Raw genomic sequence first — 25,151 nt, 5'->3', positions numbered from 1 at the left:
AGTGCTATTTTTCGACAAAAAATGCCCACAGTTTTATACACACTAAAAATCTAGTAATACCAACATATCAACAGAGTTTTCCACATTGTCCACAACCAAAATTTATTTTATCCACATATATTCACGTAAAAAGAGCTACTATATATTGAATAATCACAAGTTATACACAAGTTATCAACATTTTGTGCATAAGTACGCGTGTTCGCTATTTAGTTCAGTACTTTACCTGTGGATAATTTTCTGAAAAATTTGTCAATTAAACTTAAATAGTACCTATTCTCTTAGCATCATTCTTATATTATCTACATATTTTCGACAATCAAAAAGAGATATCTAAAAAATAGATACCTCTTTCATCTCTACACCCAGGATTTTAATTCCATTCCTGGACGTCCATTCATCGTTAAATTTCCTCTAACGCCCGCTTCCAACATTGGCATAGCTGCAGCACCGATCATCGCCGCATTATCAGTACACAATTTAAGTGGTGGTACAAAAAACGGAATACCTTCCTTTGAAAATACAGCCTCTAATGAAGCACGCAAGCCTTTATTCGCGGCTACACCGCCTGCTGCAATGACCTGTTTCACTCGATATTGTCGAGCAGCTCGCAACGTTTTAGCAGTTAATACTTCTACAACACTTTCCTGGAAGCCTTTTGCAACAGCTGCAGGTGAAATGTCTTCACCTCTTTGATCCATATTATGTTTATAATTAATGACGGCTGATTTTAAGCCACTAAAACTAAAATCGTAAGAATCCTCTTCTAGCCATACCCTTGGAAATGGAACAGCCTCTTCGCCCTCATGAGCAAGCTGATCAATACGTGGGCCACCTGGGTAAGGTAAATTTAATACACGTGCCACTTTATCATAGGCTTCTCCAGCTGCATCATCTCGCGTTTCACCAATGACCTCGAAAGAACCATGTTCCTTCATATAGACAAGCTCTGTATGACCACCTGATACGACAAGTGCTAATAAGGGAAATTCCATTGGCTGAACGAGTGCATTTGCATAAATATGACCCGCAATATGATGTACACCAACAATCGGCAAGTTGTTTGCAAAAGCAAAAGCCTTAGCCGCATTAATGCCAATCAACAAGGCCCCTACTAGACCAGGACCCTCTGTAACAGCAACCGCATCTAAATCTTCTGGCTTTAACTTAGCTTGTGCTAATGCCTCTTCTATCACCATTGTAATTTGTTCGACATGATGACGTGAGGCAATTTCAGGTACAACGCCACCAAATCGCTTATGACTTTCTATTTGAGAAGCAACCACATTCGATACGATTTCATGTCCATTTCGAATGATTGCTGCTGCTGTTTCATCACAGCTCGATTCTATTGCTAATATCAATCCATTTTTCATTATAAATTCACCCACATGACAAGGGCATCCTCCCCGTTATCAGTATAATAGCCTTTACGTATGCCACCATCTTGGAACTGTAGCTTGCGATAAAGGTTTTGCGCAATGCTATTTGTCACACGTACCTCTAAAGTCATAACTTCCATTCCGTGTAAACGAGCTATTTGCATCGCCTCACGCATTAGCCCCTCGCCTATCCCTCGGCCACGTGCTGCTTCTATAACAGCTACATTTGTAATTTGGGCTGCATCTATAACCATCCACATGCCACAAAAACCAATAATAGTGTCATCTGCATCGATGGCTAATACATAGTGTGCATACTGATTTTCATGTACCTCATAGTAAAATGAATCTAGTGTCCATGGCACAGGAAAAGAAGCCACTTCAATTTCATAGACTGCAGGTACATCATCAGAGACCATTTTACGATAAGTTACAGTACTACTCATGTTCCTTCTCCTTCTGTTCTTTCAGCCAATTTGCCTCTGCTTCCGCAATACGTTTATATTGTGGGACAAAGTGATGGGTAGCTTCAACACTTGGAAGTTCCATTTTAGTCGCAACACGAATTACTTCCGCCGCTCGTGGCAAGTCAAGACTAAATGGTGCACGTACTGCTGTATCACCAAGAACTTCTACAATATTGTCCCAAAAAATATCTACATCTGTTCCCACAAACAAAATAGGTGCCTCTAATGCCTTCAAACGCTCTAATAAATCAGTGATATGTGTATGATAATCCTCGACAATAGCCTCTAATGCTTGGCCTTGATAAACGGCCGTATAGACATTGCCTCTTCTTGCGTCAAAAATTGGGCAAACCAACCCATTATATAAGGCGGCATTTGCAGCTAATGCCTTTAAACTAGATATCCCCACTAAAGGCTTCTGCAATGTCCATGCAAGGGTTTTGGCTAGCGTCACTCCTATACGGACACCTGTATAAGAACCTGGCCCTTCAGATACGGCAATTGCATCCAATTCGTTTGGTTTAATACCTACTCGAGCTAGTATCTCCTCAATAGCTGGCATCGCACCTGCTGAATGGGTTAATTTTATATTTTGTATCATTTCGGCCACCACTTTGCCATCCTTCACAACTGCAACAGAAAGCGGTGTATTCGCTGTTTCTATTCCTAACCAAATCATTTCATTAGCTCCTCACATAGTGCCTCATAGCGTTCCCCACGAGGTAATAACACAAAGCGTCGTTCATTTTCTCCGATTCGGTAAATCTCTATCGCCAAGCGATCCTGTGGCAAATCTTGTTCAATTAAATGTGCCCATTCGATCACTGATACCGCATCTCCATAAAACAATTCATCCCAACCAAGATCCTCATCACTTTCTGCTAACCGATAGACATCTAAATGATTAAAGGGTAACCTTCCCTCATACTGCTTAACAATCGTAAAAGTTGGGCTGTTGACTGTTCTTTTGACTCCAAGTCCCTTCGCTAAAGCTTTTGTAAATGTTGTCTTACCAGCGCCTAGATCCCCCTCTAATGTTATGGTGTCTTGCGCTTCTAGTAAATTTGCTAGCTTCACGGCAAAGCGTTCTGTATCATCAACTGAATTCATGATTATTTCATACATACTCTTTTTCCTCTCATCACTACATTACCTCTAGTTTACCTAAACTAGCGGAAATGTTCAAAGCATCCAATATGAATTATATCTTGCTGAAATGGTTCTAACTAAAGAAGCAATGTGTCTTGGCTTTGATATTGTGCTTGTAAGAAGGGTAACCATTGAATTAAAAAAACACGCCTTCTATTGTGAAGACGTGTCAACTATCTATCTATTGGAATGGCCTTTAACAGCAATAATCTCTTTATCAATTAGTTTATCATTCTTAAATTTCAATAAATAAGCCTGTGTCATCAGGATTTCATCATTCCACCGATATTCATTATTTTTGATCTTTTTACCTGCGCCGCCTACTGTTTCTACTACTTCAATATATGACATATCATTTTTTAATTTCTCAAATTCTGCTTCATTCATATTTTTTTGCCAGTGATACGCATTTGATTCTTCTATCTCTATAATAGGATCTCCACAGCCTACCATCAATATCATGGAACCAATAAGCAAAGGTAAATAAAGACGTTTAAAAGAATAGTCTTTGCTCATATTAACACCTCCGTAGCCAATCCGATTACTTCTAATGTTTACCCCTAATTTTTATTTTAGAAACATATCTAATTTTACCTTATAGAAACGCCATCATTTATCGGTAATTTTTACTATCTTTAGATAATATTAAATATATGCAATAAGTTTTATTTATTACGCTTATAAAAAGCTTTTACAGCGATTAGACGTCTTTCTAAGAGAATTTGATGAGCTATTTAGGACGTTAGATGTTATTTTTTATAAAATAACGGTAGGTTCGTCATGAGTCCTTCGCCGACTATAAAGCTTTAAGCCCCAATGTTGATACGCTATGAACTAGGTCCTCATGAAGTTTAACATTGACGCTTCCAGCATATTTGAAAAAGTTCACTTTGGAGGTGTATAACTGAATGAATATCCGATTGAACACAAAAAAGCCCTTATGACTTTAACAATCATAAGGGCTATATATTTAATTATAAATGGCGGTCCCGACCGGGATCGAACCGGCGATCTCCTGCGTGACAGGCAGGCATGTTAACCGCTACACCACGGGACCTCTTTAAGACATTTATAAATATATCATAAAAAAATTAGATATGCAACAAATATTTTCATATTTTTTATTCAAAAATTATCTACGTATCTATTTTTTGTAGACTCTAAACATGATGCAAAATTTGCAGTATAGTTAACGTAAAGGGGGAAAATTATATGTCAAAATTAAACGAATTACGACAATCTTTACAAGGACAAGATACGGACGCAATTATTATTACAAACGCTCAGAATCGCCGTTATTTAACAGGGTTTACAGGCAGTGCAGGAACAGTTATCGTAACAAACACTCGCGCTCTCTTATTAGTAGACTTCCGCTATACACAACAGGCAAAGGATCAATGTAAAGCTTTTGAGGTTCTAGAAATTGATCGCAACCGTTTATATGAAACCATTCAGGAAATTTTTGAACAGGATTCAATTAAAACAGCAGGTTTTGAGCAACATCATGTTACATATCATAGTTATCAATTAATGAATAATAAATTGACAGCCACATTGAAGCCATTGTCTACTATTGTAGAAGATTTACGAAAGATTAAAACACCCGAAGAAATTGAAATAATAAAAAAAGCAGCATGGATTTCGGATGAGGCATTTAAATATATTTTAACTATCATTGAACCAGGCATTTCTGAACTTGATATTGCCCATGCATTAGAATCTCATATGCGAAAAAATGGTGCCACTGGGGCAGCCTTTGACATGATTATCGCTTCAGGTTATCGTTCAGCATTACCGCATGGTGTAGCGTCCTCTAAAGTAGTTGAGCAAGGTGATATGCTGATAATGGATTTTGGCGCTTATTTTCAAGGCTATCGTTCGGATATGACTAGAACGATTGCAATTGGGGAGCCATCAGACCACTTAAAGGAAGTATACCAAATCGTTTATGACTCTCTCCAACATGCCCTTTCCAAAATGAGAGCAGGTATTACAGGACGAGAGGCAGATAGCTATACTCGTGACTATATTACAGCAAAAGGTTATGGTCATAATTATGGACATGGTGCAGGACATGGTATAGGATTAGATATCCATGAAAATATATTTATGTCTACGGTCTGTGAAGATATTCTAGAAGAGAATATGGTATTAACAGTTGAACCAGGTATTTATATACCAAATATAGGCGGCGTACGTATCGAGGATGACGTTATCATTAAGAAAGACGGTGTGGAAGTACTTACCCACTCTCCAAAGGAACTCATTATTTTATAAATAAACAATAACATCAAAGAATAATTACAAATGTAATTATTCTTTGATTTTTTAAATAAAAAAACAGCCAGCTCACAGCTGACTGCTTTCTTGCCTAGCGACGTCCTACTCTCACAGGGGGAAGCCCCCAACTACCATCGGCGCTAAAGAGCTTAACTTCCGTGTTCGGTATGGGAACGGGTGTGACCTCTTTGCCATCATCACTAGACTATATTCGACCTTCAATACACGGCGTATTACTGCGTCAGCTGCTCTCGCTCAATCAGTCACGTACAGAAGTACGCTCCCTCAATCACTCGGTTGCTTCCTTGTTCTACTTGTGTCTTGAAGCTCTCATTTTTATTGTTGAAAGTATTGTTCTTTCAAAACTGGATAAACGGTGCATTGAATGCTTCAAACAATTTGGTTAAGTCCTCGATCGATTAGTATTCGTCAGCTCCATGTGTCACCACACTTCCACCTCGAACCTATCTACCTCATCGTCTTTGAGGGATCTTACTTACTTGCGTAATGGGAAATCTCATCTTGAGGGGGGCTTCATGCTTAGATGCTTTCAGCACTTATCCCGTCCACACATAGCTACCCAGCGATGCCTTTGGCAAGACAACTGGTACACCAGCGGTGTGTCCATCCCGGTCCTCTCGTACTAAGGACAGCTCCTCTCAAATTTCCTACGCCCACGACGGATAGGGACCGAACTGTCTCACGACGTTCTGAACCCAGCTCGCGTACCGCTTTAATGGGCGAACAGCCCAACCCTTGGGACCGACTACAGCCCCAGGATGCGATGAGCCGACATCGAGGTGCCAAACCTCCCCGTCGATGTGGACTCTTGGGGGAGATAAGCCTGTTATCCCCGGGGTAGCTTTTATCCGTTGAGCGATGGCCCTTCCATGCGGAACCACCGGATCACTAAGCCCGTCTTTCGACCCTGCTCGACTTGTAGGTCTCGCAGTCAAGCTCCCTTGTGCCTTTACACTCTACGAATGATTTCCAACCATTCTGAGGGAACCTTTGGGCGCCTCCGTTACCTTTTAGGAGGCGACCGCCCCAGTCAAACTGTCCGCCTGACACTGTCTCCTGTCCCGCTAAGGGGCATGGGTTAGAATTTCAATACAACCAGGGTAGTATCCCACCGACGCCTCCTTCGAAGCTGGCGCTCCGAGATCTCTGGCTCCTACCTATCCTGTACAAGTTGTACCAAAATTCAATATCAGGCTACAGTAAAGCTCCACGGGGTCTTTCCGTCCTGTCGCGGGTAACCTGCATCTTCACAGGTACTATAATTTCACCGAGTCTCTCGTTGAGACAGTGCCCAGATCGTTACGCCTTTCGTGCGGGTCGGAACTTACCCGACAAGGAATTTCGCTACCTTAGGACCGTTATAGTTACGGCCGCCGTTTACTGGGGCTTCAATTCGCAGCTTCGCTTGCGCTAACCACTCCTCTTAACCTTCCAGCACCGGGCAGGCGTCAGCCCCTATACGTCACCTTACGGTTTTGCAGAGACCTGTGTTTTTGCTAAACAGTCGCCTGGGCCTATTCACTGCGGCTCTCATGCGCTTGCACGCTCAAGAGCACCCCTTCTCCCGAAGTTACGGGGTCATTTTGCCGAGTTCCTTAACGAGAGTTCTCTCGCACACCTTAGGATTCTCTCCTCGACTACCTGTGTCGGTTTGCGGTACGGGCACCTCTCACCTCGATAGAGGCTTTTCTTGGCAGTGTGAAATCAGGAACTTCGTCCATACGGACTCGCCATCACAGCTCAACGTTACAGTGTGCGGATTTGCCTACACACACGCCTTACTGCTTGGACGCGCATAACCAACAGCGCGCTTACCCTATCCTACTGCGTCCCCCCATTTCTCAAACGGTGAGGAGGTGGTACAGGAATATCAACCTGTTGTCCATCGCCTACGCCTGTCGGCCTCGGCTTAGGTCCCGACTAACCCTGAGCGGACGAGCCTTCCTCAGGAAACCTTAGTCATACGGTGGACGGGATTCTCACCCGTCTTTCGCTACTCATACCGGCATTCTCACTTCTAAGCGCTCCACCAGTCCTTCCGGTCTGACTTCAACGCACTTAGAACGCTCTCCTACCACTGACATCGTAGATGTCAATCCACAGCTTCGGTGAATCGTTTAGCCCCGATACATTTTCGGCGCAGCGTCACTCGACCAGTGAGCTATTACGCACTCTTTAAATGATGGCTGCTTCTAAGCCAACATCCTGGTTGTCTGTGCAACGCCACATCCTTTTCCACTTAACGATTACTTTGGGACCTTAGCTGGTGGTCTGGGCTGTTTCCCTTTTGACTACGGATCTTATCACTCGCAGTCTGACTCCCGTGTATAAATATCTGGCATTCGGAGTTTGTCTGAATTCGGTAAACCGGGATGGCCCCCTAGTCCAAACAGTGCTCTACCTCCAGTATTCTCATCACGAGGCTAGCCCTAAAGCTATTTCGGAGAGAACCAGCTATCTCCAAGTTCGATTGGAATTTCTCCGCTACCCACACCTCATCCCCGCACTTTTCAACGTGCGTGGGTTCGGGCCTCCAGTAAGTGTTACCTTACCTTCACCCTGGACATGGGTAGATCACCTGGTTTCGGGTCTACGACCACGTACTATTTCGCCCTATTCAGACTCGCTTTCGCTGCGGCTCCGCCTTCTAAAGCTTAACCTTGCACGTAATCGTAACTCGCCGGTTCATTCTACAAAAGGCACGCTATCACCCATTAACGGGCTCTAACTACTTGTAGGCACACGGTTTCAGGATCTCTTTCACTCCCCTTCCGGGGTGCTTTTCACCTTTCCCTCACGGTACTGGTTCACTATCGGTCACTAGGTAGTATTTAGCCTTGGGAGATGGTCCTCCCGGATTCCGACGGAATTTCACGTGTTCCGCCGTACTCAGGATCCACTCAGGAGAGAACGAACTTTCGACTACAGGGCTTTTACCTGCTCTGGCGGACCTTTCCAAGTCGCTTCATCTAACTCGCTCTTTTGTAACTCCGTATAGAGTGTCCTACAACCCCAAGAGGCAAGCCTCTTGGTTTGGGCTCTTCCCGTTTCGCTCGCCGCTACTCAGGGAATCGATTTTTCTTTCTCTTCCTCCAGGTACTTAGATGTTTCAGTTCCCTGGGTCTGCCTTCAAGACGCTATGTATTCACGTCAAGATACTACGCGATTAAACGTAGTGGGTTCCCCCATTCGGAAATCTCCGGATCAAAGCTCACTTACAGCTCCCCGAAGCATATCGGTGTTAGTGCCGTCCTTCTTCGGCTCCTAGTGCCAAGGCATTCGCCGTGCGCCCTTAATAACTTAACCTACAGCTTTCAATACACATCGCATTTCGTTGTCAGCTTCACTCGTTCAATCAGTCCCGTACTGAAGTACGCTCCTTCATTTACTCGATTGCTTCCTAGAACTGCTTGTGTCTTGAAACCTTACTAATGTTATTAAGCCTATAAAAAAACTTAAAAAATAAATGTGTTTGTTACAATTTCAATGTCGTTTTATCCAGTTTTCAAAGAACAAGTTTTGAAGTATTTCATTCGGAAGAATGAACCTTCAAAACTGAACGCAAAACGTAATCTTACAAACCCTAGGTTTGTATTCCGAAATAATCCTTAGAAAGGAGGTGATCCAGCCGCACCTTCCGATACGGCTACCTTGTTACGACTTCACCCCAATCATCTATCCCACCTTCGGCGGCTGGCTCCAAAAGGTTACCTCACCGACTTCGGGTGTTACAAACTCTCGTGGTGTGACGGGCGGTGTGTACAAGGCCCGGGAACGTATTCACCGCGGCATGCTGATCCGCGATTACTAGCGATTCCGGCTTCATGTAGGCGAGTTGCAGCCTACAATCCGAACTGAGAACGACTTTATCGGATTAGCTCCCTCTCGCGAGTTGGCAACCGTTTGTATCGTCCATTGTAGCACGTGTGTAGCCCAGGTCATAAGGGGCATGATGATTTGACGTCATCCCCACCTTCCTCCGGTTTGTCACCGGCAGTCACCTTAGAGTGCCCAACTAAATGATGGCAACTAAGATCAAGGGTTGCGCTCGTTGCGGGACTTAACCCAACATCTCACGACACGAGCTGACGACAACCATGCACCACCTGTCACCGTTGCCCCGAAGGGGAAACTATATCTCTACAGTGGTCAACGGGATGTCAAGACCTGGTAAGGTTCTTCGCGTTGCTTCGAATTAAACCACATGCTCCACCGCTTGTGCGGGCCCCCGTCAATTCCTTTGAGTTTCAGTCTTGCGACCGTACTCCCCAGGCGGAGTGCTTAATGCGTTAGCTGCAGCACTAAGGGGCGGAAACCCCCTAACACTTAGCACTCATCGTTTACGGCGTGGACTACCAGGGTATCTAATCCTGTTTGCTCCCCACGCTTTCGCGCCTCAGCGTCAGTTACAGACCAGAAAGTCGCCTTCGCCACTGGTGTTCCTCCAAATCTCTACGCATTTCACCGCTACACTTGGAATTCCACTTTCCTCTTCTGCACTCAAGTCCCCCAGTTTCCAATGACCCTCCACGGTTGAGCCGTGGGCTTTCACATCAGACTTAAAGGACCGCCTGCGCGCGCTTTACGCCCAATAATTCCGGACAACGCTTGCCACCTACGTATTACCGCGGCTGCTGGCACGTAGTTAGCCGTGGCTTTCTAATAAGGTACCGTCAAGGTACAGCCAGTTACTACTGTACTTGTTCTTCCCTTACAACAGAGTTTTACGATCCGAAAACCTTCTTCACTCACGCGGCGTTGCTCCATCAGGCTTTCGCCCATTGTGGAAGATTCCCTACTGCTGCCTCCCGTAGGAGTCTGGGCCGTGTCTCAGTCCCAGTGTGGCCGATCACCCTCTCAGGTCGGCTACGCATCGTCGCCTTGGTGAGCCGTTACCTCACCAACTAGCTAATGCGCCGCGGGCCCATCTTATAGCGACAGCCGAAACCGTCTTTCAGTGTTCCACCATGAGGTGGAACAGATTATTCGGTATTAGCCCCGGTTTCCCGGAGTTATCCCAAACTATAAGGTAGGTTGCCCACGTGTTACTCACCCGTCCGCCGCTAACGTCAAAGGAGCAAGCTCCTTCTCTGTTCGCTCGACTTGCATGTATTAGGCACGCCGCCAGCGTTCGTCCTGAGCCAGGATCAAACTCTCCATAAAAGAAATTTGATTAGCTCAAATTGTTTTGCTGGCATCAATTTTGATGTCCAAAATTTTGTTTTGTTCACTAGCCGAAACTAGTTACTTAAAACTTTATTGATTACGTTTTGCTTGTTCAGTTTTCAAGGTTCATAACGTCGTCTTTCAGACAACTTCTTTATGTTATCACACAACCATTTGGTTGTCAACACTTTTTTGGAGCGGGTGATGAGAATCGAACTCACGACATCAGCTTGGAAGGCTGAGGTTTTACCATTAAACTACACCCGCGTATTTATTGTTTAAAATTGGCGCGCCCGGCAGGAGTCGAACCCACAACCTTCTGATCCGTAGTCAGACGCTCTATCCAATTGAGCTACGGGCGCATATAAAATTAAATGACTTGGTGCGGCCGAGAGGACTTGAACCTCCACGGGGTTGCCCCCACTAGGCCCTCAACCTAGCGCGTCTGCCGTTCCGCCACGACCGCATTCGATTAGTAACTTTCTCATTATACTACGATAACCAAAAAAGTCAACCTTTTTTCTTAAAATAAGATGAGCCATGAAGGACTCGAACCTTCGACCCTCTGATTAAAAGTCAGATGCTCTACCAACTGAGCTAATGGCTCATATTAAGAAATGAATGGCTGGGGTACTAGGATTCGAACCTAGGCATGACGGAATCAAAATCCGTTGCCTTACCGCTTGGCTATACCCCAATAAGTGGCGGTCCCGACCGGGATCGAACCGGCGATCTCCTGCGTGACAGGCAGGCATGTTAACCGCTACACCACGGGACCAAATTATTGTAATTTAAAATATAATATAAAGAAAATGACCCCTACGGGATTCGAACCCGTGTTACCGCCGTGAAAGGGCGGTGTCTTAACCACTTGACCAAGGGGCCATGGCTCCGAAGGCAGGACTCGAACCTGCGACAACCTGATTAACAGTCAGGTGCTACTACCAACTGAGCTACTTCGGAATAATCATGTAATGTTGTCGTCGTTATCTTGTCGACTTTTACTATTATAGGGACAACTTAATAAAACGTCAACTGTTTTTTTATTTTTTTACTCTAATAGTTTTAATCTCCCCAAACACTTGCTACAACAATACTTTTCAACATTCATTTTTATTTTTCGAACATATAATTGTTGGCAATTGACACAAGTATAAGTATAACGACGACTATATTTGGTAGTTGATGCTTTAGGAGGTTGTAAAACTGAGCAAAATCGAGGTGCATTTACTTTTTTTAATAATGCCCGAAAGTCTTGATCTCGATGTTGATACCCTTTACCTTCTATATGTAAATGATAATGACATAGTTCATGCAGGACTATACCTTCAATTTCCTTAACGCCATATAGCTCAAAGGCTTTAGGATTAATTTCTATATTATGGGATTGTAAAAGATACCGCCCTCCTGTTGAACGTAATCTAGCGTTAAAGTAGGCTTGATGTTGAAATGGCTTTTGAAAACTTTCCAAGGATAAGCGACGAACAAGCTGTTGTAATTCCTCATTGTTCATAATGATCACCTCTAACAACAAGAATACCACACTGCGTAGTATAGACAGTGTGGTAAAAATTTATTACTTATTCTAATGTTTGATTTTTAGGCGGAAGCATTGTTAAAGAAATACGCCCTTTATTTACGTCTATTTGTTCAACCCAAACAGTGACAATATCACCTAAAGCTACAACTTCTAATGGATGTTTAATGCGCTTAGTTTGTAGTTTAGAAATATGCACAAGTCCGTCTTGTTTCACTCCAATATCAACAAATGCACCGAAATCTACTACATTTCGAACTGTCCCCTGGAGCTCCATCCCTATTTTTAAATCTTCCATTTTCAACACATCGGTTTTCAGCAATGGTTGTGGGAAGGCGTCACGGGGGTCTCGGCTTGGTTTCATTAAAGTATCCACGATATCTTGAATGGTCACAACGCCTATGCCAAGAACTTCACTTAACTTGTCAATATCTAAAGCTGCAATTGCTGCTTCTGCCTTGGATGTTCCGAGCTCTTTTTTATCTATTTGTGCCTCAGCTAAAATTTGCTCAGCAAGTTTGTAGCTCTCAGGGTGAATTCCCGTCGCATCAAATGGATTTTTTGCTTCAGGAACACGCAAGAATCCAATAGCTTGTTCATAAGTTTTAGCACCAAGCCTTGGAATCTTCTTTAATTGTGCTCGTGTAGTAAATTGACCATTTTCCTCTCGCATCTTCACGATATTCTCAGCAACTGTTTTCGATAAACCAGAAACATATTGTAAGAGTGATGAGGAAGCTGTGTTAACATCAACCCCCACTTGGTTAACAGCTGTTTCTACTATAAATGTTAGCGATTCATTTAATTTTTTTTGAGAAACATCGTGTTGATATTGACCTACCCCTACTGCTTTTGGTTCAATTTTCACCAACTCTGATAAAGGATCCTGCAAACGGCGTGCAATGGAAACAGCACTGCGTTGCTCAACCTGTAAATCAGGAAATTCTGCACGTGCAATATCAGACGCCGAGTAGACAGACGCTCCCGCTTCATTGACAATAACATAAGCCACATCGGTCGTAATTTCACTTAATACGTCCGCAATAAATTGTTCCGTTTCTCTGGATGCTGTTCCGTTACCGATTGCAATTATACTTATTGGATACTTAGCTAAAATACCTTTCACCGTAGCTTTAGATTTTGCCACATCGGGCTTAGGGGGATGTGGATAAATAGCTGTTACCTCTAGCATTTTCCCAGTTTCATCTACAACCGCTAGCTTACAGCCTGTGCGGTAAGCCGGGTCAACTCCCAATACATATTTCCCTTTCATTGGTGGTTGCAGTAATAAATTTCGTAAATTTTCAGAGAAGATGTGAATAGCTTGAGCCTCCGCTTTTTCTGTAAGCTCATTTCGTAATTCCCTTTCAATAGAAGGCTGAATTAAACGCTTGTATGAATCTTCTATAGCTAGTTTAACTTCTGCAATAGCAGGAGATGAACCAGTGGCAGGTATCCATTCCTTCCACATAATCATTAACACTCGATCCACTGGTACATGGATTGAAACCTTTAAAACTTCTTCTTTCTCTCCTCTGTTGATGGCTAAAATACGGTGTGGAACGATACGACTAACAGGCTCTTCGTACTCGTAATACATTTCAAAAACATTTTTTTCATCGATTTCAGCATTTTTTACAGTTGTTACAAGGACTCCATCTTTCCATGAGTACGCACGGATTTTCTCACGAATTGCAGCATCATCAGCAAAACGTTCTGCTAAAATATCTCGAGCTCCCATTAGAGCTTCCTCTGTATTGGCAACTTGTTCATTATCTACAAAATCAACAGCTAATTGCTCTAATGTATCATTACTAAATGCTAATAGAAGGTCTGCCAGTGGTTCTAAGCCTTTTTCTTTCGCAACAGTTGCCTTTGTACGTCGTTTTTGCTTATACGGTCTGTATAAATCCTCCACGCGCTGTAAGACTGTTGCTGAAAGAATCGCCTTTTCTAATTCGGGCGTAAGTTTATCCTGTTCCTGAATTAAACGGATAACCTCCTCTTTCCGTTGTTCAAGTTGCTGTATGTAGTGATAACGATCCTCTACAGCTTTAATCTGCACTTCATCGAGAGATCCTGTTACTTCTTTACGATAACGCGCAATAAATGGTACCGTGTTTCCCTCTTCTAATAATTTTATAACAGCATCTACTTGCCCTGGTTTGACCGCTACATCTTTTGCAATGAGCTGTAACATTTGTTTTTGTTCCACATCATCACTACCCTTTTTCTTTTCATTTTACCATTACACTTTACTAAAAATGCAAAAAAATAGTCTACTCATATCTGTTTGAGTAGACTATTTTTTTGCATATTAACAAACCGATAGATAGATTAGAGCGAAACACTGCCACTCGCTAGAATAGCCTCTTGTAATTTCTTTATTGCTTTTCTTTGTATTCTTGATACATGCATTTGAGAAATTCCTAATCGTTCTCCAGCTTCTTTTTGACTAAGTTGCTCTAAATATGTAAGCTGAATAATCTGTTTTTCTCTCTCATTCAACACAACTAGCGCATCAGCAACGATCATTCGTTTATCAGTTATTTCGTAGCCGTCATCTTCTCTACCCAAAATATCGAATAACGTGACTGTACTACCATCTGAATCTGACTCTATCGAATGATCCATAGAAAGAGCTTGATAACTACGGCTCATTTCCATAGCTTCTAAAACTTCTTCTTCAGCAACCTCTAAGCGTTCTGCAATATCTTTAATAGAAGGAGAGCGCTGTAGTTCAATTGTCAGCGCCTCCACCGTTGATTTGATTCTCGGTCCTAGTTCTTTTATTCGTCTAGGCACGTGAACATCCCATGTTTTATCACGTAAAAATCGCTTAATTTCTCCAACTATCGTTGGCACCGCAAATGCCTCAAAACTACGACCAACATTCGGATCAAAACGTCTGATTGCACCTAATAAACCCAGCATCCCTACTTGAACAATATCATCATAGTAAGATTTACCATTCGAATATTTACGTGCTATTGATTCAACTAGATATCGATAATGAATCACTAAGTTTGTTTGTGCTTCATCATCCTCCGTTGACTGGTACAATTCAATCCACTTTAGTACATCTTCCTTGGATGAAGATTTATGTAGTGATTCTTTCGACATTTTTTTCCACCTGCTCCCTAGTGACATACTTTGTCATAAAGACAGTTACGCCACCATCGTTATTGATCATCACCTCATCCATCAAAGTTTCCATTAAATAAAGTCCTAAACCACCTTCTCTAAGCCCCGCAATACTTTCTTCAGGATGATATGGTCCAATCTTAGACTTGATCTCTTCGAAATTAAAGCTATTGCCATAATCCGCAATCATCATTTCCATTTTATTGTCGTATAGCGCACATCCAATGACAATTTCGCCTTCTTCATCTTCTTTATAAGCATGGTGAACAACATTCGTTACAGCTTCACTTGCTGCAATTTTTAAGTCTTCGATATCATCATAATTAAAACCGATCCTACTAGCTAAGCCCGAGACAGTTAATCGAATGACACTGACAAATTGCGGTTTAGCAGGAACTCTAATTTCAATATAGTCAAATTCCTTCATTATCTTAATTCCACCTTTTTATCAGTTTCGATATCCATCAAATCACTTAGTCCTGTAATTTCAAACAATCTTTGTAATCTATTTGATAAACCAACCAGCTTTACTTTGCCATTTTCACGTAACGCTCTTTTATAAAAGGCAACAAAAATCCCAAGACCTGTACTATCCATGTAATTTACCTTTGATAAATCAAGTTCAATCTCTAACCCTTCAGTTATCTTTACAGCTTCTAATTCCTCTCGTAATCCAGAAGCAGTAAATGTATCAATTTCACCTTCAACAAAACCAAATAATTTATGATCAATTTCTTTAAAATGTATTGTCACGTCCATATAGCACACCTCCACCATATTTGTTAGACTATTTTCTCTTCCCTGTTCAATTAAAACGTAAACCTATTTTTTTAAAATAACTACAGTAAAATCATCAGTTAGTTTAAAATTCTGCACTTTCTCTATTTCCTTATAAAGAATTTGGCACAATTGCTGAGCTGTTAAATGCTTATTCTCCTTAATTAAAGCAGTAATAACCTCTCGTGAATTTAAGCTTTCCTGTGCTCTAAATTCTGTTACTCCATCCGTCATCATAATTACTAAATCATTTTCTTCTAAAACGATTTCATGAAACGAATATGTTGTTTCTGGCAATACACCAAGTAATAAACCTTTAGCATCTAAGGAAATAAATTGATCTTCCTTAGCACTGTAATGCAACGCTGGCTCGTGACCTGCTGAGGCGTAGGCAAAGATATTTTGTTGTACATCTAAGCACCCATAAAACATGGAAACAAACATACTATCATCTACACCTTTTTCTATTACCCTATTAATAACTTCTAAAACATAGGAGGGATCTTTATATGCATATACCAATGTTTCAAGACCATACTTCACCATCGACATACATAAAGCCGCCGGCACTCCCTTTCCAACAACATCTGTTACAGCTACACTTAAATATTCGTCACCGTCATGAAAAAAATGGACATAGTCTCCATTCATTTTACGTATCGGAACCGAAATCATTCCTATATCAAAACTTTGTAGCTGTGGTACATGTGTTTTCAATTGAGTATTTTGAATGTTTGTTGCTATTTTCATTTCCATCTCATATTCTGCTTGTTTTTGCAGTAAGCTTTGGTGCTCTCTATGGGCCATGCCATAATGCACCATTACTTCAATAAGAAAATCATAGGCTGGTTGTGTTTCATTCATTTGATTAGGGAATATTTGTTCAACAGCATTTTTGTGAATACTAACAACATCCTCTGGAGATATATTTTTTTGAATTAACTGACGTGTGAAATTTTGAGCGATATATAAATTTCTTTCAGTTTGATTAACAATAAAATCTGATAATATTTTTCTATACTGTGCTTCTAATTGTTTCAATTTCTTCACGTCCTAACGCAACCATTTTTCCGCCCTTATTGTTGTACCTACCCCAACTACAGATTGAATATCTAAACTGTCCATCAATCGCTTAACGCCTGGTAAACCAGCACCTAGCCCTCCAGAAGTAGAATAGCCTTCTCCCATTACTTTTCGAACATCTTCAATACCTGGTCCTTGATCAGTTGCAATAACCACTATTTTCTTTTCAGTTTCCGTCTCAATTCTTTCAATCTCAATTCTACCAATACTCGCATATAAATATATATTTCTTGCTAATTCACTTACTGCTGTGGTGATGCGAGCCTGATCAACAGTGCCAAATCCAAGTGCTTTTGCTTCCTTGCGCCCCAGTTGTCTTGCTGCAACAATATCCCATTCTGTAATAATTTCAACCGAAGACTTACATGTCACTGCTGTCCCTCCATTTCCTTACGGAGTAATACTCTTACACTTTAGTTCGACCTGACTTCATATAAATTTAATAACCTCTATAGAATGGAATATTCTATGTAAAATTTCATATACCTTTTAAGAATTTTTTCAAAAATCTATTTTTATTACAAATCTTGAATATATCTTAAAACTTTTTGTATTATTTATCAATTACACCTTAGCGCTATTACTTCCGGATTTTTTCGAGCTTGATTGAAAAGTCCTACTACAAAATTCGTACCTTTAGCTGGAGTATTTTTTAACCTTAGCAGTTCTATTGTTCTGAAAATGAACCATCAGGCACAATTAACTTTCATGTCTGTAGAGAGATAAAAGCAAATTTAAGTAAATTAGTAAGTTGAAATTATGGTAAAAAGGTACTGAGGATGTCGAACAAAAAAAGCATCGAGATTTAATTATCTCGATGCTTCTATACACATATGTATATCAAAATTTAACCAGACCTAAACTAATCATCAACGCCCCATCTACTTTTTCCATCACAGCATGATCAAGTTGCGTAATACGATCCGTCAATCTTGACTTATCAATTGTCCGCACTTGTTCTAGCAAAATAACCGAATCACGTTCAAAACCATACTTTTCAGCATTGATTTCAACGTGTGTCGGTAACTTTGCCTTTTGAATCTGTGCAGTGATAGCTGCGATGATGACAGTCGGACTAAATCGATTGCCAATATCATTTTGAATAATCAGCACCGGTCTAGTGCCTCCTTGCTCAGAACCTATTACCGGTGATAAGTCTGCAAAAAAAACGTCACCACGTTTTACATTCAAAGTGTCATCCCCCGCTAACGAGACGCTCCACCATATGCTGTGCTTCATATTCTGCATGCAAGCATTCACTCGCAATCATTAAATTAATATGAGACATTTCAACATATCCTTTTATCATAGCTTCCCGTATTTGATTTGGTTGCTCCTGCATTAAATTTTTGCGCGCCAAAATACGCACAAAAGATTCACCTTCAATTACTTCCTTTGTTTGTAGAAATAGTCTGTCTTGAACAGCAATTGTAGCTTCTCTTAACTTTTTCTCGTACACAGCAAGCACCTCCAACGGAACCATACACTTTTCATTACTTCCCATTCTATCATTGAAAGATATTGTTGAAAAGACATGAAATGACAAAATATCTGACAATTTGAAGTACAAATTGTAAAAATATGTTGGTTGTCGAAGGTATATGCTGAATAATTATCATTGCAATACGTTTCCAAATATGAGTCACTTAAAGTTTGAAATGAAACAAAGTTCTCCAGTTTGTTTGCTTGCTAAATTCAACTTTTTATGTCGGAACGTTACTCTTTACACTACATTGAAACTATTCAAGAGAATGATTACTATCTATAAGAGACTATTTCTTATGAAGATTAATTAAAAGTATATTCTAGGAACTCTTGCAGTTATAATGCATGGTACTTCATAATTAATTGTATCAAGTTTAGTTGCCCATTCATCAACAGAAATTTCATTCTGCCCTTGTTGGCCAATGAGTGTTACCTTCTCACCTATAGCATATGCTTTTGGTAGTGCAACCATACATTGGTCCATACAAATTCGTCCGATAATCGGCATTCTTTGGCCATCAATTAATACCTCTTGTCCGCCCAACTTGCGAATAACACCATCCGCGTAGCCAATCGGAATCGTTCCTATCCACATATCTGTTGGAGCAACATATGTAGCTCCATATCCAACCGAATCACCTGATTTGATTTGCTTCACATGAACAAGTTCACTTTCAAGCGCAAATGCAGGATGTAATGGAAATGGTAAATTGCTTTCCACGTAAGATGAAGGTGCTAATCCATACATAGAAATTCCATATCTAACAGCGTCATATTGTAAGTTTGAATCCTTTATAAAGGAGGCTGCTGTATTGGCTGCATGAACAAGTCTAGGCTTAAAAGGCATTTCGGATAAACATCTCTCAAATAACTGTACTTGCTGATTAAAGTAAGTTGTTTCTTCTTCATCTGCTGTTGCAAAGTGTGTAAAAATTCCATCAATTTCCACGTTATCTATAGACTGTATTGTTTGATATAGGGCTAATAATTCTTGCTCTGAGCGAATGCCTATTCTCCCCATCCCGCTATCTACTTTTATATGTAGTCGTAAAGGAAGTGATTCGTTTGCTAACAGAGGAGCAGCTTGCTGAATCCAATCTTCTGCAAAGACTGTAAGAATTATACGCTGCTGTGCAGCATATGGCGCAAATGAAACTGGAGATGCTCCTAATACTAGTATGTCTGGTTCTTCAAAATGTGCTCGAATATGTAATGCCTCATCGGGCGTAGCAACCGCAAGAATTGTGGCACCAGCCTCAAGAGCTGCCCTTGCAACAGCTACATCTCCGTGACCGTATGCATTTGCCTTTACTACAGCAATTATTTGAACATTAGGTTGTAAAAACTCTTTTAAATTTTTAACGTTTTGTTGGATTGCTTTCAAATTTATCATTGCTTTGGTTGGTCGAAAATATTGCTGTGTCTTCATAAGAATACCCTCTTTATTTTTAATTAAAACATTATGTATTACATACATTTCATTTTTAGCTTGTCCAATAGTAAGAGAAATTATTTTATTATTTTCACTTTAAACAATGTGACTTAACAATTTCTAAACGGTGAAAACTACTTTCATATTGGCAATAAGCTACAGCCTTCATTTTTGAAAGCTGTAGCTAGAAAGTTACTACTTCATACTACTTATCGTCATGGATGTAGCAACTTCAATCATTTCTTCTCGTGTTAATTTGCTTGAAGCTACAAAGAATTCAACACCATCTTTTTCCCAACTAATCGATGTATCTGTAATAGCACCAATTGTAAAGCCTAGGTCAACAGGATCACCAGGTGATGCAACTGGCAACATTGCGCTTTCCTTCGTAACTGGTTGTTGCATAACTGTAAATGCCTTTTCACCATCGAATGTTAAGATAACTCTTTCCATTCCACCTTCCTGCACAACTTTCTCATTAGCCAACTGTGCCCAACTTAAGACAGGATAATGTGTTTGGAATTCTTGATATTCAACCTCTGCACCAACAGCTTCTTTGTCGTCTTGTTCTTCTTGCCCCTCTTTGTCAGTAGGTGTAGCTTGTTCACCTTTCGAGTTATCTTTATCTGTAAATTGCTCAACTGCATACTCTTTTGCAGCATGTTGTACACCTAGCTTAATTTTCTTAAAGTTAATGCGAATTTGTTCTTCTTTTACATCATTCATAATGACAACAGAAGTTGGCAATAGCGTTTTCTTATCTACTGTAATCACTTGATGAGGCATACTATTCTTATAGCTGTTTCTAGTAGCCGCTTCAAATATATATGCTTTTTCTTCCTCTTTCATGACAAGATTTTTATCTTCCGCTAAATCTTCTGCTAGAGCTCCAATTAAATAGGCTTGACTATTTTTCTTCGGCCAATCGCTTTGGAACTTATACATTTTGTTTAATGTCGGTGTTACAACAAAAACGCCATCAGCATTACGCACAATCATTTGTGAAACATCTTTCCCACTTTCCATTACCTCTACTCGATAGAAATCTGGTTTTGTATGCCATACTGTAACATCATAATTTCTTGGCTCTCCTCCAGATTTAATCTCCATCGTTGCATTTAACTCATAGCCATTAGTCTCTGCCCATTTACCATTCACTTTCTTCAACACTTTTTCCTGTGAGGCTGCACCACATGCCGACAGAAGTAATATCGTACAAAGTAAGACGAGCCATTTAACTATACGGTTGCCCACGCTTTCACCCTTTCTTCTTTCAAATCCACTACGACAATATATGAACCGTATTTGTCAGTTATGTCATTTGAAGAAAGAGCAATATATTTAAATTTCTAAGCCAACCTTTTAGACAAGTTAAACATTATTCTAATAAGATTACTTGAGCGGCTGCATATTGCTTGGAATGTGTAATACTAACAAATCCATTGACAAGCTCCCCCTTAAAATATAAAATCGGATTCCCTGCCTCCCCCTTTAATATCTCCATATCATGGAGCTTACATTGTTCCCCAAGGCCAGTTCCCACCGCTTTCGAAAATGCTTCTTTAGCAGCAAATCGTCCTGCCAAAAATTCTATTTTACGAGTTTCTGAATAGGCTTCAAATAAACTTTTTTCCTTATCGGTTAGAATACGGTCTTTAAATTTATTTGTACGTTTCATCGCTTTTGCAATACGGTCTATTTCTACAATGTCGAGACCAATTCCCTTAATCATATGACCTTCTCCTTTACCAATTTCCAACAAGGCATGTATAATAAATGTAAATTGAGGTGGAGCCATGTTTAGTAGAACAGAAAATTTTAAGCAATACACAAAGTATTACCCTATTGTTTCAACGTTAATAGCAATTAATCTAATTCTCTATGTATTGTCTCTTTTACCCGGCATAGGAACACTTTTGTGGAATTTCGGAATCCAAGCAAATTTCCTGATTCAAAGTGGTGAATGGTGGCGTGTATTTTCTGCAATGTTTTTACATGCAGGATTTATGCATACGTTTTTTAATATGTTTTCATTATATCTCTTTGGACCAGAGCTAGAAAAAATCGCAGGCAAAGCACGCTTCATTACAATTTATTTAGTTTCAGGCATTGTAGGCAACATGGCAACCTATGTATTCTATGATAGTAGTTATACGAGTCTTGGTGCAAGTGGGGCTATTTTTGGTATTTTTGGTGCTTTTGGGGCATTGGTTTACTATACGCGTCGTACAATGCCAATGCTTCGTAAGCTCATTTTACCAATCATCGTCATCAGTGTCATTATGACTTTTCTTCAACCAAATGTGAATGTCTATGCACATTTAGGCGGTTTAGTAACAGGGTTCATTCTAGGACTTGTCTATTTACATCCGAAAAGAATCTTAAGCTGGCGTAAACAGAAAATGGCGGGTAGACCATAACATCTAAAAAGGAGCAGCTCATAACAGGCAGCTCCTTTTTTGTTACATAACTTCAGCTACAAAACTACTGTAGCTTCATTTGCCATCTTTATTTTTTTCCATTCCGCTGCTGTTATACCATAAACTACTTGATCCACATGATGATCATAAAGCCATTCCGCATCCCTTAGGCGCCCTTCCTCATGGAAGCCTAGCACCTTTGGAATTGTACGACTACGAATATTTCCTACAGCTACACGTACCTCAATACGATTTAACTTTAAATAGTAAAAAGCATAATCAATCAATGCTTTCATGGAATTCGTTACAAGTCCCTTACCCACAAATTCATTCCCTAACCAGTAGCCAATGCTTGTCCATTTATGCTGCCAGTTGATTTGATGATACCCTATCACACCCGCTAACTTTCCATCATAGTATATCCCCGCCTGTATACCATTGTGATCAGCATATTGTTGCATAGCCCTTTTTACAAATCGCTCGGTATCTGTTACTGTTTTGACATCATCTACAAAAGGTAACCATTCACGTAATGTATCCCTTGAACGGTCAGTTAAGGCAAATAATTCTTCTACATCACTTAAATCCAATAGCTTCAGATAAGCACTTTCATTAATAACATATTTAAACAAAGTCCCACCCCTTTTGTTTTATTTATTTTATTATAAACGCAGAAATAGTTTTTTGTATCTAAAAAAGCCAATCCTACCATAAAATTGTAAGAATTGGCTTTTTGTTAATTAATGTTCATACCACGTTAAGATCTTTTCCGCATCTTGTTGCTCAAGGCTTGATACACTTCCTTTTGTACCTGTTGCCCCTGACATTACTGTTGCTTTAATAGACATAACATTCTTTCGTTTTTGAAAGAACGATTGTGTACTTTCAATAGACTGTATTCGTTTTTTCTCCATGATCAATGTAATTCGACTAAATACTCGATACTGCATAGCTAGTTGTTTTCCATTAATTTGGAAACCCGCTGTTTTATGTTGCCATATACCAAGTAGTATCGTTAATGGGATTAATAGCAACGACAATAGTCCATATGGATAAAAGAAATAACTACATGCACCTATAACAGGGACTAACCAAATAAAATCAATACGATAAAAGAATGGTCTCGCATTTTTTGGTGATCGAATAAATGTTGGATTCCAATCCATATCTGGGAAAAGCTGATCTAATGTTTGCAAACAATCATGCTTCTTAATAAGTGGAAACAACGTAATTTTTTTATCATTTCCATCTTCACCGTTACCTCCAGCACTTTCTACAACCACCGTAGCAAATCCTGTTAATTGACGTAATGGATTTTCAACAATACGAATGGCTTGAATTCGATTCAATGGCAGCGTTATACGCTTTTTCTCTAAAAGACCTTTTGTGATAATCAGTTTATTATCTTCAATACGAACCGTGTAATCATAATAGTTAATCAATGTTATGACCACCGATACAACCCAAGCTACAATTAAAACCAACATTACCGTTAACGCTATTAAAAATGCACCGACTTTCACAAAGTCAGCTAACTCATGAAAAACTGTTTCATACGGTATAATATCGGAAAACTGTGAGGCAACAGCTGCAAGACCTGACAGTACCACGCCAATTCCACCAGATGTTGTTGCTAATACGAGTAAATCACGCATGGACATATGGTAAATCGTTGGAGTTGATCTAGCTTCCTCCATGATCTGTACTTGCTCTTGATCATCCCGTTGTAGAACTGTTTCATTTTTAGCGCGACGCATTTCTAATTCAATAACATCTGCTGCGGCTTTGCGAATGGCTGTTAGCTCGACCTCAGGTTTACCTCCCTTACTACCAGCCGTTTCTACTTGAACTTTCACTAAACCAAAAAGACGATGAAAAATACCCTCGTTGTAATTTAAGCTTTGAATGCGTTCAAATGGAATATAACGCTTCTTTTTAACAAATAACCCATATGTTACACGTAACTCCCCGTCTTCAAACCAGTAAACAAATGTCCGCCATTTTATAATTCCCCCAATGAGCGCAAGAAGGGCCGCGACTCCCCACACTCCGAAAAGTAAAATCGTATCAAAAAAATGGTCACTACGGAAGTTTAAAGAAAAATTAAAGCCGTTACTTACGATAATAATCACAATTGGTAATATCATACTTTTTAATGCTTTGACGCTCGTAATCACAGCAGATATTGGATGTAAACGATTAATCTCCTTAGACATCATCTTCAGCCACCCTTGCTAAATCAGAGATACGAGCACGAAGTAAATCTGCTTCACCCATTACAAGTGCTGGAATCGTATGTACAGTTGCTGCTGTTGAGATAGAAATATTACCTAAGTCGTATTTTTTTAAAATCGGCCCTTGTGTCGTATCAACATGTTGAACCCGAACCATTGGGATTAAAGTCCGTTTCACTACAAATAAACCATGTTGTACTTCAATTTCATGTTCTCGGACCTCATAACGCCATCGTTCCCATCTTATTTTTGGGAATAAAAATATGGATAATATGGCGCTTAGTATTACTACTGCACCAGCAACGAAATAAATAAATGATGGCCAATCAAAATAATAAGTACCGTAGCTTACTAGCCCCGCTATAATGAATAGCACCAATGTTTGTATGACTCCATATAAACGCCACACAGTTAGCCCTTTTCTGGATATTTGATGAATCGGTTGTGATCTCATAATCGTTCCCCTCGCTTTCTTCATTAGGTATACGGATTTAGTTGCCTTTTTGTTTCAACTATAGCCGAAAAAAACCTTACAGCCAATAAGACTGTAAGGTTTAACATAAAGATTACGTAT

22 protein-coding genes, 9 tRNA genes and 3 rRNA genes are annotated in these 25,151 nt (G+C 40.2%); 2 read left to right on the top strand and 32 right to left on the bottom strand.

The features are described 5' to 3' along the window. Window positions 1-359 precede the first annotated feature (359 nt). The 6 genes from tsaD to SJW71_RS03155 all read right to left on the bottom strand — a co-directional run bounded on the left by tsaD (window position 360) and on the right by SJW71_RS03155 (window position 4,055). A complete protein-coding gene (gene tsaD, locus SJW71_RS03180) occupies window positions 360-1,376 on the bottom strand; it encodes a tRNA (adenosine(37)-N6)-threonylcarbamoyltransferase complex transferase subunit TsaD (RefSeq protein ID WP_274794668.1) in 1,017 nt (338 codons plus the stop codon). Continuing rightward, window positions 1,376-1,828 carry a ribosomal protein S18-alanine N-acetyltransferase gene (rimI, locus tag SJW71_RS03175; protein WP_274794669.1) on the bottom strand — a complete coding sequence of 151 codons (453 nt, stop codon included), beginning with the start codon at window positions 1,826-1,828 and terminating at the stop codon, window positions 1,376-1,378. Before rimI ends, tsaD begins: the two co-directional genes overlap by 1 nt. Next, window positions 1,821-2,528 (bottom strand): tRNA (adenosine(37)-N6)-threonylcarbamoyltransferase complex dimerization subunit type 1 TsaB, encoded by a 708-nt coding sequence (tsaB, locus tag SJW71_RS03170; RefSeq protein ID WP_274794670.1) that lies wholly within the window; start codon window positions 2,526-2,528, stop codon window positions 1,821-1,823. The genes rimI and tsaB overlap by 8 nt, the downstream gene beginning before the upstream one ends. Then, entirely contained in the window at window positions 2,525-2,974 is a 450-nt protein-coding gene (gene tsaE, locus SJW71_RS03165) for a tRNA (adenosine(37)-N6)-threonylcarbamoyltransferase complex ATPase subunit type 1 TsaE (protein WP_274794671.1), read from the bottom strand. Before tsaE ends, tsaB begins: the two co-directional genes overlap by 4 nt. Window positions 2,975-3,175: 201 nt before the next feature. Further along, the gene (locus tag SJW71_RS03160) at window positions 3,176-3,514 is read right to left on the bottom strand and encodes a hypothetical protein (RefSeq protein WP_274794672.1); all 339 of its coding nucleotides are present in this window, start codon (window positions 3,512-3,514) and stop codon (window positions 3,176-3,178) included. 465 nt (window positions 3,515-3,979) lie between these two features. Then, window positions 3,980-4,055, bottom strand: a tRNA-Asp gene (locus tag SJW71_RS03155). 155 nt (window positions 4,056-4,210) lie between these two features. Between SJW71_RS03155 and SJW71_RS03150 the strand changes: the two genes are divergently transcribed. Further along, window positions 4,211-5,275 carry a M24 family metallopeptidase gene (locus SJW71_RS03150; protein WP_341386986.1) on the top strand — a complete coding sequence of 355 codons (1,065 nt, stop codon included), beginning with the start codon at window positions 4,211-4,213 and terminating at the stop codon, window positions 5,273-5,275. A gap of 92 nt (window positions 5,276-5,367) precedes the next feature. On the opposite strand, the gene rrf is transcribed toward SJW71_RS03150, so the two are convergent. The 23 genes from rrf to acpS form a co-directional block, all read right to left on the bottom strand. Beyond that, window positions 5,368-5,483: ribosomal RNA gene (rrf, locus tag SJW71_RS03145) — 5S ribosomal RNA — on the bottom strand. 194 nt (window positions 5,484-5,677) lie between these two features. Then, window positions 5,678-8,605, bottom strand: a 23S ribosomal RNA gene (locus SJW71_RS03140). Between the two features lie 306 nt (window positions 8,606-8,911). Continuing rightward, window positions 8,912-10,462: ribosomal RNA gene (locus SJW71_RS03135) — 16S ribosomal RNA — on the bottom strand. The 16S, 23S and 5S rRNA genes sit together here with 8 tRNA genes alongside, the layout of an rRNA operon. 196 nt (window positions 10,463-10,658) lie before the next feature. Then, a tRNA-Gly gene (locus SJW71_RS03130) sits at window positions 10,659-10,732 on the bottom strand. Window positions 10,733-10,750: 18 nt separating this feature from the next. Next, window positions 10,751-10,827 (bottom strand) — tRNA-Arg (locus tag SJW71_RS03125). Between the two features lie 18 nt (window positions 10,828-10,845). Beyond that, a tRNA-Leu gene (locus tag SJW71_RS03120) sits at window positions 10,846-10,931 on the bottom strand. Between the two features lie 68 nt (window positions 10,932-10,999). Beyond that, a tRNA-Lys gene (locus SJW71_RS03115) sits at window positions 11,000-11,072 on the bottom strand. Window positions 11,073-11,087: 15 nt separating this feature from the next. Further along, a tRNA-Gln gene (locus tag SJW71_RS03110) sits at window positions 11,088-11,162 on the bottom strand. Window positions 11,163-11,167: 5 nt separating this feature from the next. Continuing rightward, window positions 11,168-11,243: transfer RNA gene (locus SJW71_RS03105), tRNA-Asp, on the bottom strand. A gap of 35 nt (window positions 11,244-11,278) precedes the next feature. Then, window positions 11,279-11,350 (bottom strand) — tRNA-Glu (locus SJW71_RS03100). A 1-nt stretch (window position 11,351) separates the two neighbouring features. Further along, window positions 11,352-11,428 (bottom strand) — tRNA-Asn (locus SJW71_RS03095). Window positions 11,429-11,516: 88 nt separating this feature from the next. Continuing rightward, window positions 11,517-11,978: a SprT family protein gene (locus SJW71_RS03090; protein WP_274794674.1), complete on the bottom strand. Its 462-nt coding sequence runs from the start codon at window positions 11,976-11,978 to the stop codon at window positions 11,517-11,519. 67 nt (window positions 11,979-12,045) lie between these two features. After that, on the bottom strand, window positions 12,046-14,217 hold the full coding sequence (locus SJW71_RS03085; RefSeq protein ID WP_274794675.1) for a Tex family protein: 2,172 nt from the start codon (window positions 14,215-14,217) through the stop codon (window positions 12,046-12,048). Between the two features lie 122 nt (window positions 14,218-14,339). Next, window positions 14,340-15,125 carry an RNA polymerase sigma factor SigB gene (gene sigB, locus SJW71_RS03080; RefSeq protein WP_274794676.1) on the bottom strand — a complete coding sequence of 262 codons (786 nt, stop codon included), beginning with the start codon at window positions 15,123-15,125 and terminating at the stop codon, window positions 14,340-14,342. After that, window positions 15,103-15,573 (bottom strand): anti-sigma B factor RsbW, encoded by a 471-nt coding sequence (gene rsbW / locus SJW71_RS03075; RefSeq protein WP_274794677.1) that lies wholly within the window; start codon window positions 15,571-15,573, stop codon window positions 15,103-15,105. The genes sigB and rsbW overlap by 23 nt, the downstream gene beginning before the upstream one ends. Next, window positions 15,573-15,905, bottom strand: a complete 333-nt coding sequence (locus tag SJW71_RS03070; protein ID WP_004232057.1) for an STAS domain-containing protein — start codon at window positions 15,903-15,905, stop codon at window positions 15,573-15,575. Before SJW71_RS03070 ends, rsbW begins: the two co-directional genes overlap by 1 nt. 63 nt (window positions 15,906-15,968) lie before the next feature. After that, on the bottom strand, window positions 15,969-16,919 hold the full coding sequence (locus SJW71_RS03065) for a PP2C family protein-serine/threonine phosphatase (RefSeq protein WP_274797385.1): 951 nt from the start codon (window positions 16,917-16,919) through the stop codon (window positions 15,969-15,971). 57 nt (window positions 16,920-16,976) lie between these two features. Beyond that, window positions 16,977-17,378 carry an anti-sigma regulatory factor gene (locus tag SJW71_RS03060; RefSeq protein WP_274794678.1) on the bottom strand — a complete coding sequence of 134 codons (402 nt, stop codon included), beginning with the start codon at window positions 17,376-17,378 and terminating at the stop codon, window positions 16,977-16,979. 468 nt (window positions 17,379-17,846) lie between these two features. After that, the gene (locus tag SJW71_RS03055) at window positions 17,847-18,197 is read right to left on the bottom strand and encodes a type II toxin-antitoxin system PemK/MazF family toxin (RefSeq protein WP_004232054.1); all 351 of its coding nucleotides are present in this window, start codon (window positions 18,195-18,197) and stop codon (window positions 17,847-17,849) included. Between the two features lie 4 nt (window positions 18,198-18,201). Beyond that, window positions 18,202-18,465 carry a hypothetical protein gene (locus tag SJW71_RS03050; RefSeq protein ID WP_004232053.1) on the bottom strand — a complete coding sequence of 88 codons (264 nt, stop codon included), beginning with the start codon at window positions 18,463-18,465 and terminating at the stop codon, window positions 18,202-18,204. Window positions 18,466-18,798: 333 nt separating this feature from the next. Then, window positions 18,799-19,920, bottom strand: coding sequence for an alanine racemase (gene alr / locus SJW71_RS03045; protein ID WP_431811737.1), 1,122 nt, complete (start codon window positions 19,918-19,920; stop codon window positions 18,799-18,801). 198 nt (window positions 19,921-20,118) lie between these two features. Beyond that, window positions 20,119-21,177 (bottom strand): LolA family protein, encoded by a 1,059-nt coding sequence (locus tag SJW71_RS03040; RefSeq protein WP_431811736.1) that lies wholly within the window; start codon window positions 21,175-21,177, stop codon window positions 20,119-20,121. Window positions 21,178-21,301: 124 nt separating this feature from the next. Then, window positions 21,302-21,655 carry a holo-ACP synthase gene (gene acpS / locus SJW71_RS03035; RefSeq protein ID WP_274794682.1) on the bottom strand — a complete coding sequence of 118 codons (354 nt, stop codon included), beginning with the start codon at window positions 21,653-21,655 and terminating at the stop codon, window positions 21,302-21,304. A gap of 64 nt (window positions 21,656-21,719) precedes the next feature. On the opposite strand from acpS, the gene SJW71_RS03030 reads away from it, so the two are divergent. After that, window positions 21,720-22,343, top strand: coding sequence for a rhomboid family intramembrane serine protease (locus SJW71_RS03030; RefSeq protein ID WP_274794683.1), 624 nt, complete (start codon window positions 21,720-21,722; stop codon window positions 22,341-22,343). 56 nt (window positions 22,344-22,399) lie between these two features. Here SJW71_RS03030 and SJW71_RS03025 read toward each other — a convergent pair whose 3' ends face one another. From SJW71_RS03025 to SJW71_RS03015, 3 genes are all read right to left on the bottom strand, one after another. After that, window positions 22,400-22,975, bottom strand: coding sequence for a GNAT family N-acetyltransferase (locus tag SJW71_RS03025; RefSeq protein ID WP_431811735.1), 576 nt, complete (start codon window positions 22,973-22,975; stop codon window positions 22,400-22,402). Window positions 22,976-23,083: 108 nt separating this feature from the next. Then, on the bottom strand, window positions 23,084-24,559 hold the full coding sequence (locus tag SJW71_RS03020; protein WP_322610599.1) for a PH domain-containing protein: 1,476 nt from the start codon (window positions 24,557-24,559) through the stop codon (window positions 23,084-23,086). Continuing rightward, a complete protein-coding gene (locus tag SJW71_RS03015) occupies window positions 24,552-25,031 on the bottom strand; it encodes a PH domain-containing protein (protein WP_274794685.1) in 480 nt (159 codons plus the stop codon). Before SJW71_RS03015 ends, SJW71_RS03020 begins: the two co-directional genes overlap by 8 nt. Window positions 25,032-25,151: the final 120 nt, after the last annotated feature.

The organism is Lysinibacillus sp. FW12, assembly GCF_050817245.1.
Taxonomy (GTDB): Bacteria; Bacillota; Bacilli; order Bacillales_A; family Planococcaceae; genus Lysinibacillus; species Lysinibacillus irui.
The sequence above is the reverse complement of the archived record's forward strand: the minus strand, read 5'-3'. Positions and strand labels throughout refer to the sequence as shown.

Excerpts from the sequence above, each read along its gene's own strand:
- tsaD (WP_274794668.1), bottom strand. The coding sequence starts at position 1,376 with ATGAAAAATGGATTGATATTAGCAATAGAATCGAGCTGTGATGAAACA.
- rimI (WP_274794669.1), bottom strand. The coding sequence starts at position 1,828 with ATGAGTAGTACTGTAACTTATCGTAAAATGGTCTCTGATGATGTACCT.
- tsaB (WP_274794670.1), bottom strand. The coding sequence starts at position 2,528 with ATGATTTGGTTAGGAATAGAAACAGCGAATACACCGCTTTCTGTTGCA.
- tsaE (WP_274794671.1), bottom strand. The coding sequence starts at position 2,974 with ATGTATGAAATAATCATGAATTCAGTTGATGATACAGAACGCTTTGCC.
- SJW71_RS03160 (WP_274794672.1), bottom strand. The coding sequence starts at position 3,514 with ATGAGCAAAGACTATTCTTTTAAACGTCTTTATTTACCTTTGCTTATT.
- SJW71_RS03150 (WP_341386986.1), top strand. The coding sequence starts at position 4,211 with ATGTCAAAATTAAACGAATTACGACAATCTTTACAAGGACAAGATACG.
- SJW71_RS03090 (WP_274794674.1), bottom strand. The coding sequence starts at position 11,978 with ATGAACAATGAGGAATTACAACAGCTTGTTCGTCGCTTATCCTTGGAA.
- sigB (WP_274794676.1), bottom strand. The coding sequence starts at position 15,125 with ATGTCGAAAGAATCACTACATAAATCTTCATCCAAGGAAGATGTACTA.
- rsbW (WP_274794677.1), bottom strand. The coding sequence starts at position 15,573 with ATGAAGGAATTTGACTATATTGAAATTAGAGTTCCTGCTAAACCGCAA.
- SJW71_RS03070 (WP_004232057.1), bottom strand. The coding sequence starts at position 15,905 with ATGGACGTGACAATACATTTTAAAGAAATTGATCATAAATTATTTGGT.
- alr (WP_431811737.1), bottom strand. The coding sequence starts at position 19,920 with ATGAAGACACAGCAATATTTTCGACCAACCAAAGCAATGATAAATTTG.
- acpS (WP_274794682.1), bottom strand. The coding sequence starts at position 21,655 with ATGATTAAGGGAATTGGTCTCGACATTGTAGAAATAGACCGTATTGCA.
- SJW71_RS03030 (WP_274794683.1), top strand. The coding sequence starts at position 21,720 with ATGTTTAGTAGAACAGAAAATTTTAAGCAATACACAAAGTATTACCCT.
- SJW71_RS03020 (WP_322610599.1), bottom strand. The coding sequence starts at position 24,559 with ATGTCTAAGGAGATTAATCGTTTACATCCAATATCTGCTGTGATTACG.
- SJW71_RS03015 (WP_274794685.1), bottom strand. The coding sequence starts at position 25,031 with ATGAGATCACAACCGATTCATCAAATATCCAGAAAAGGGCTAACTGTG.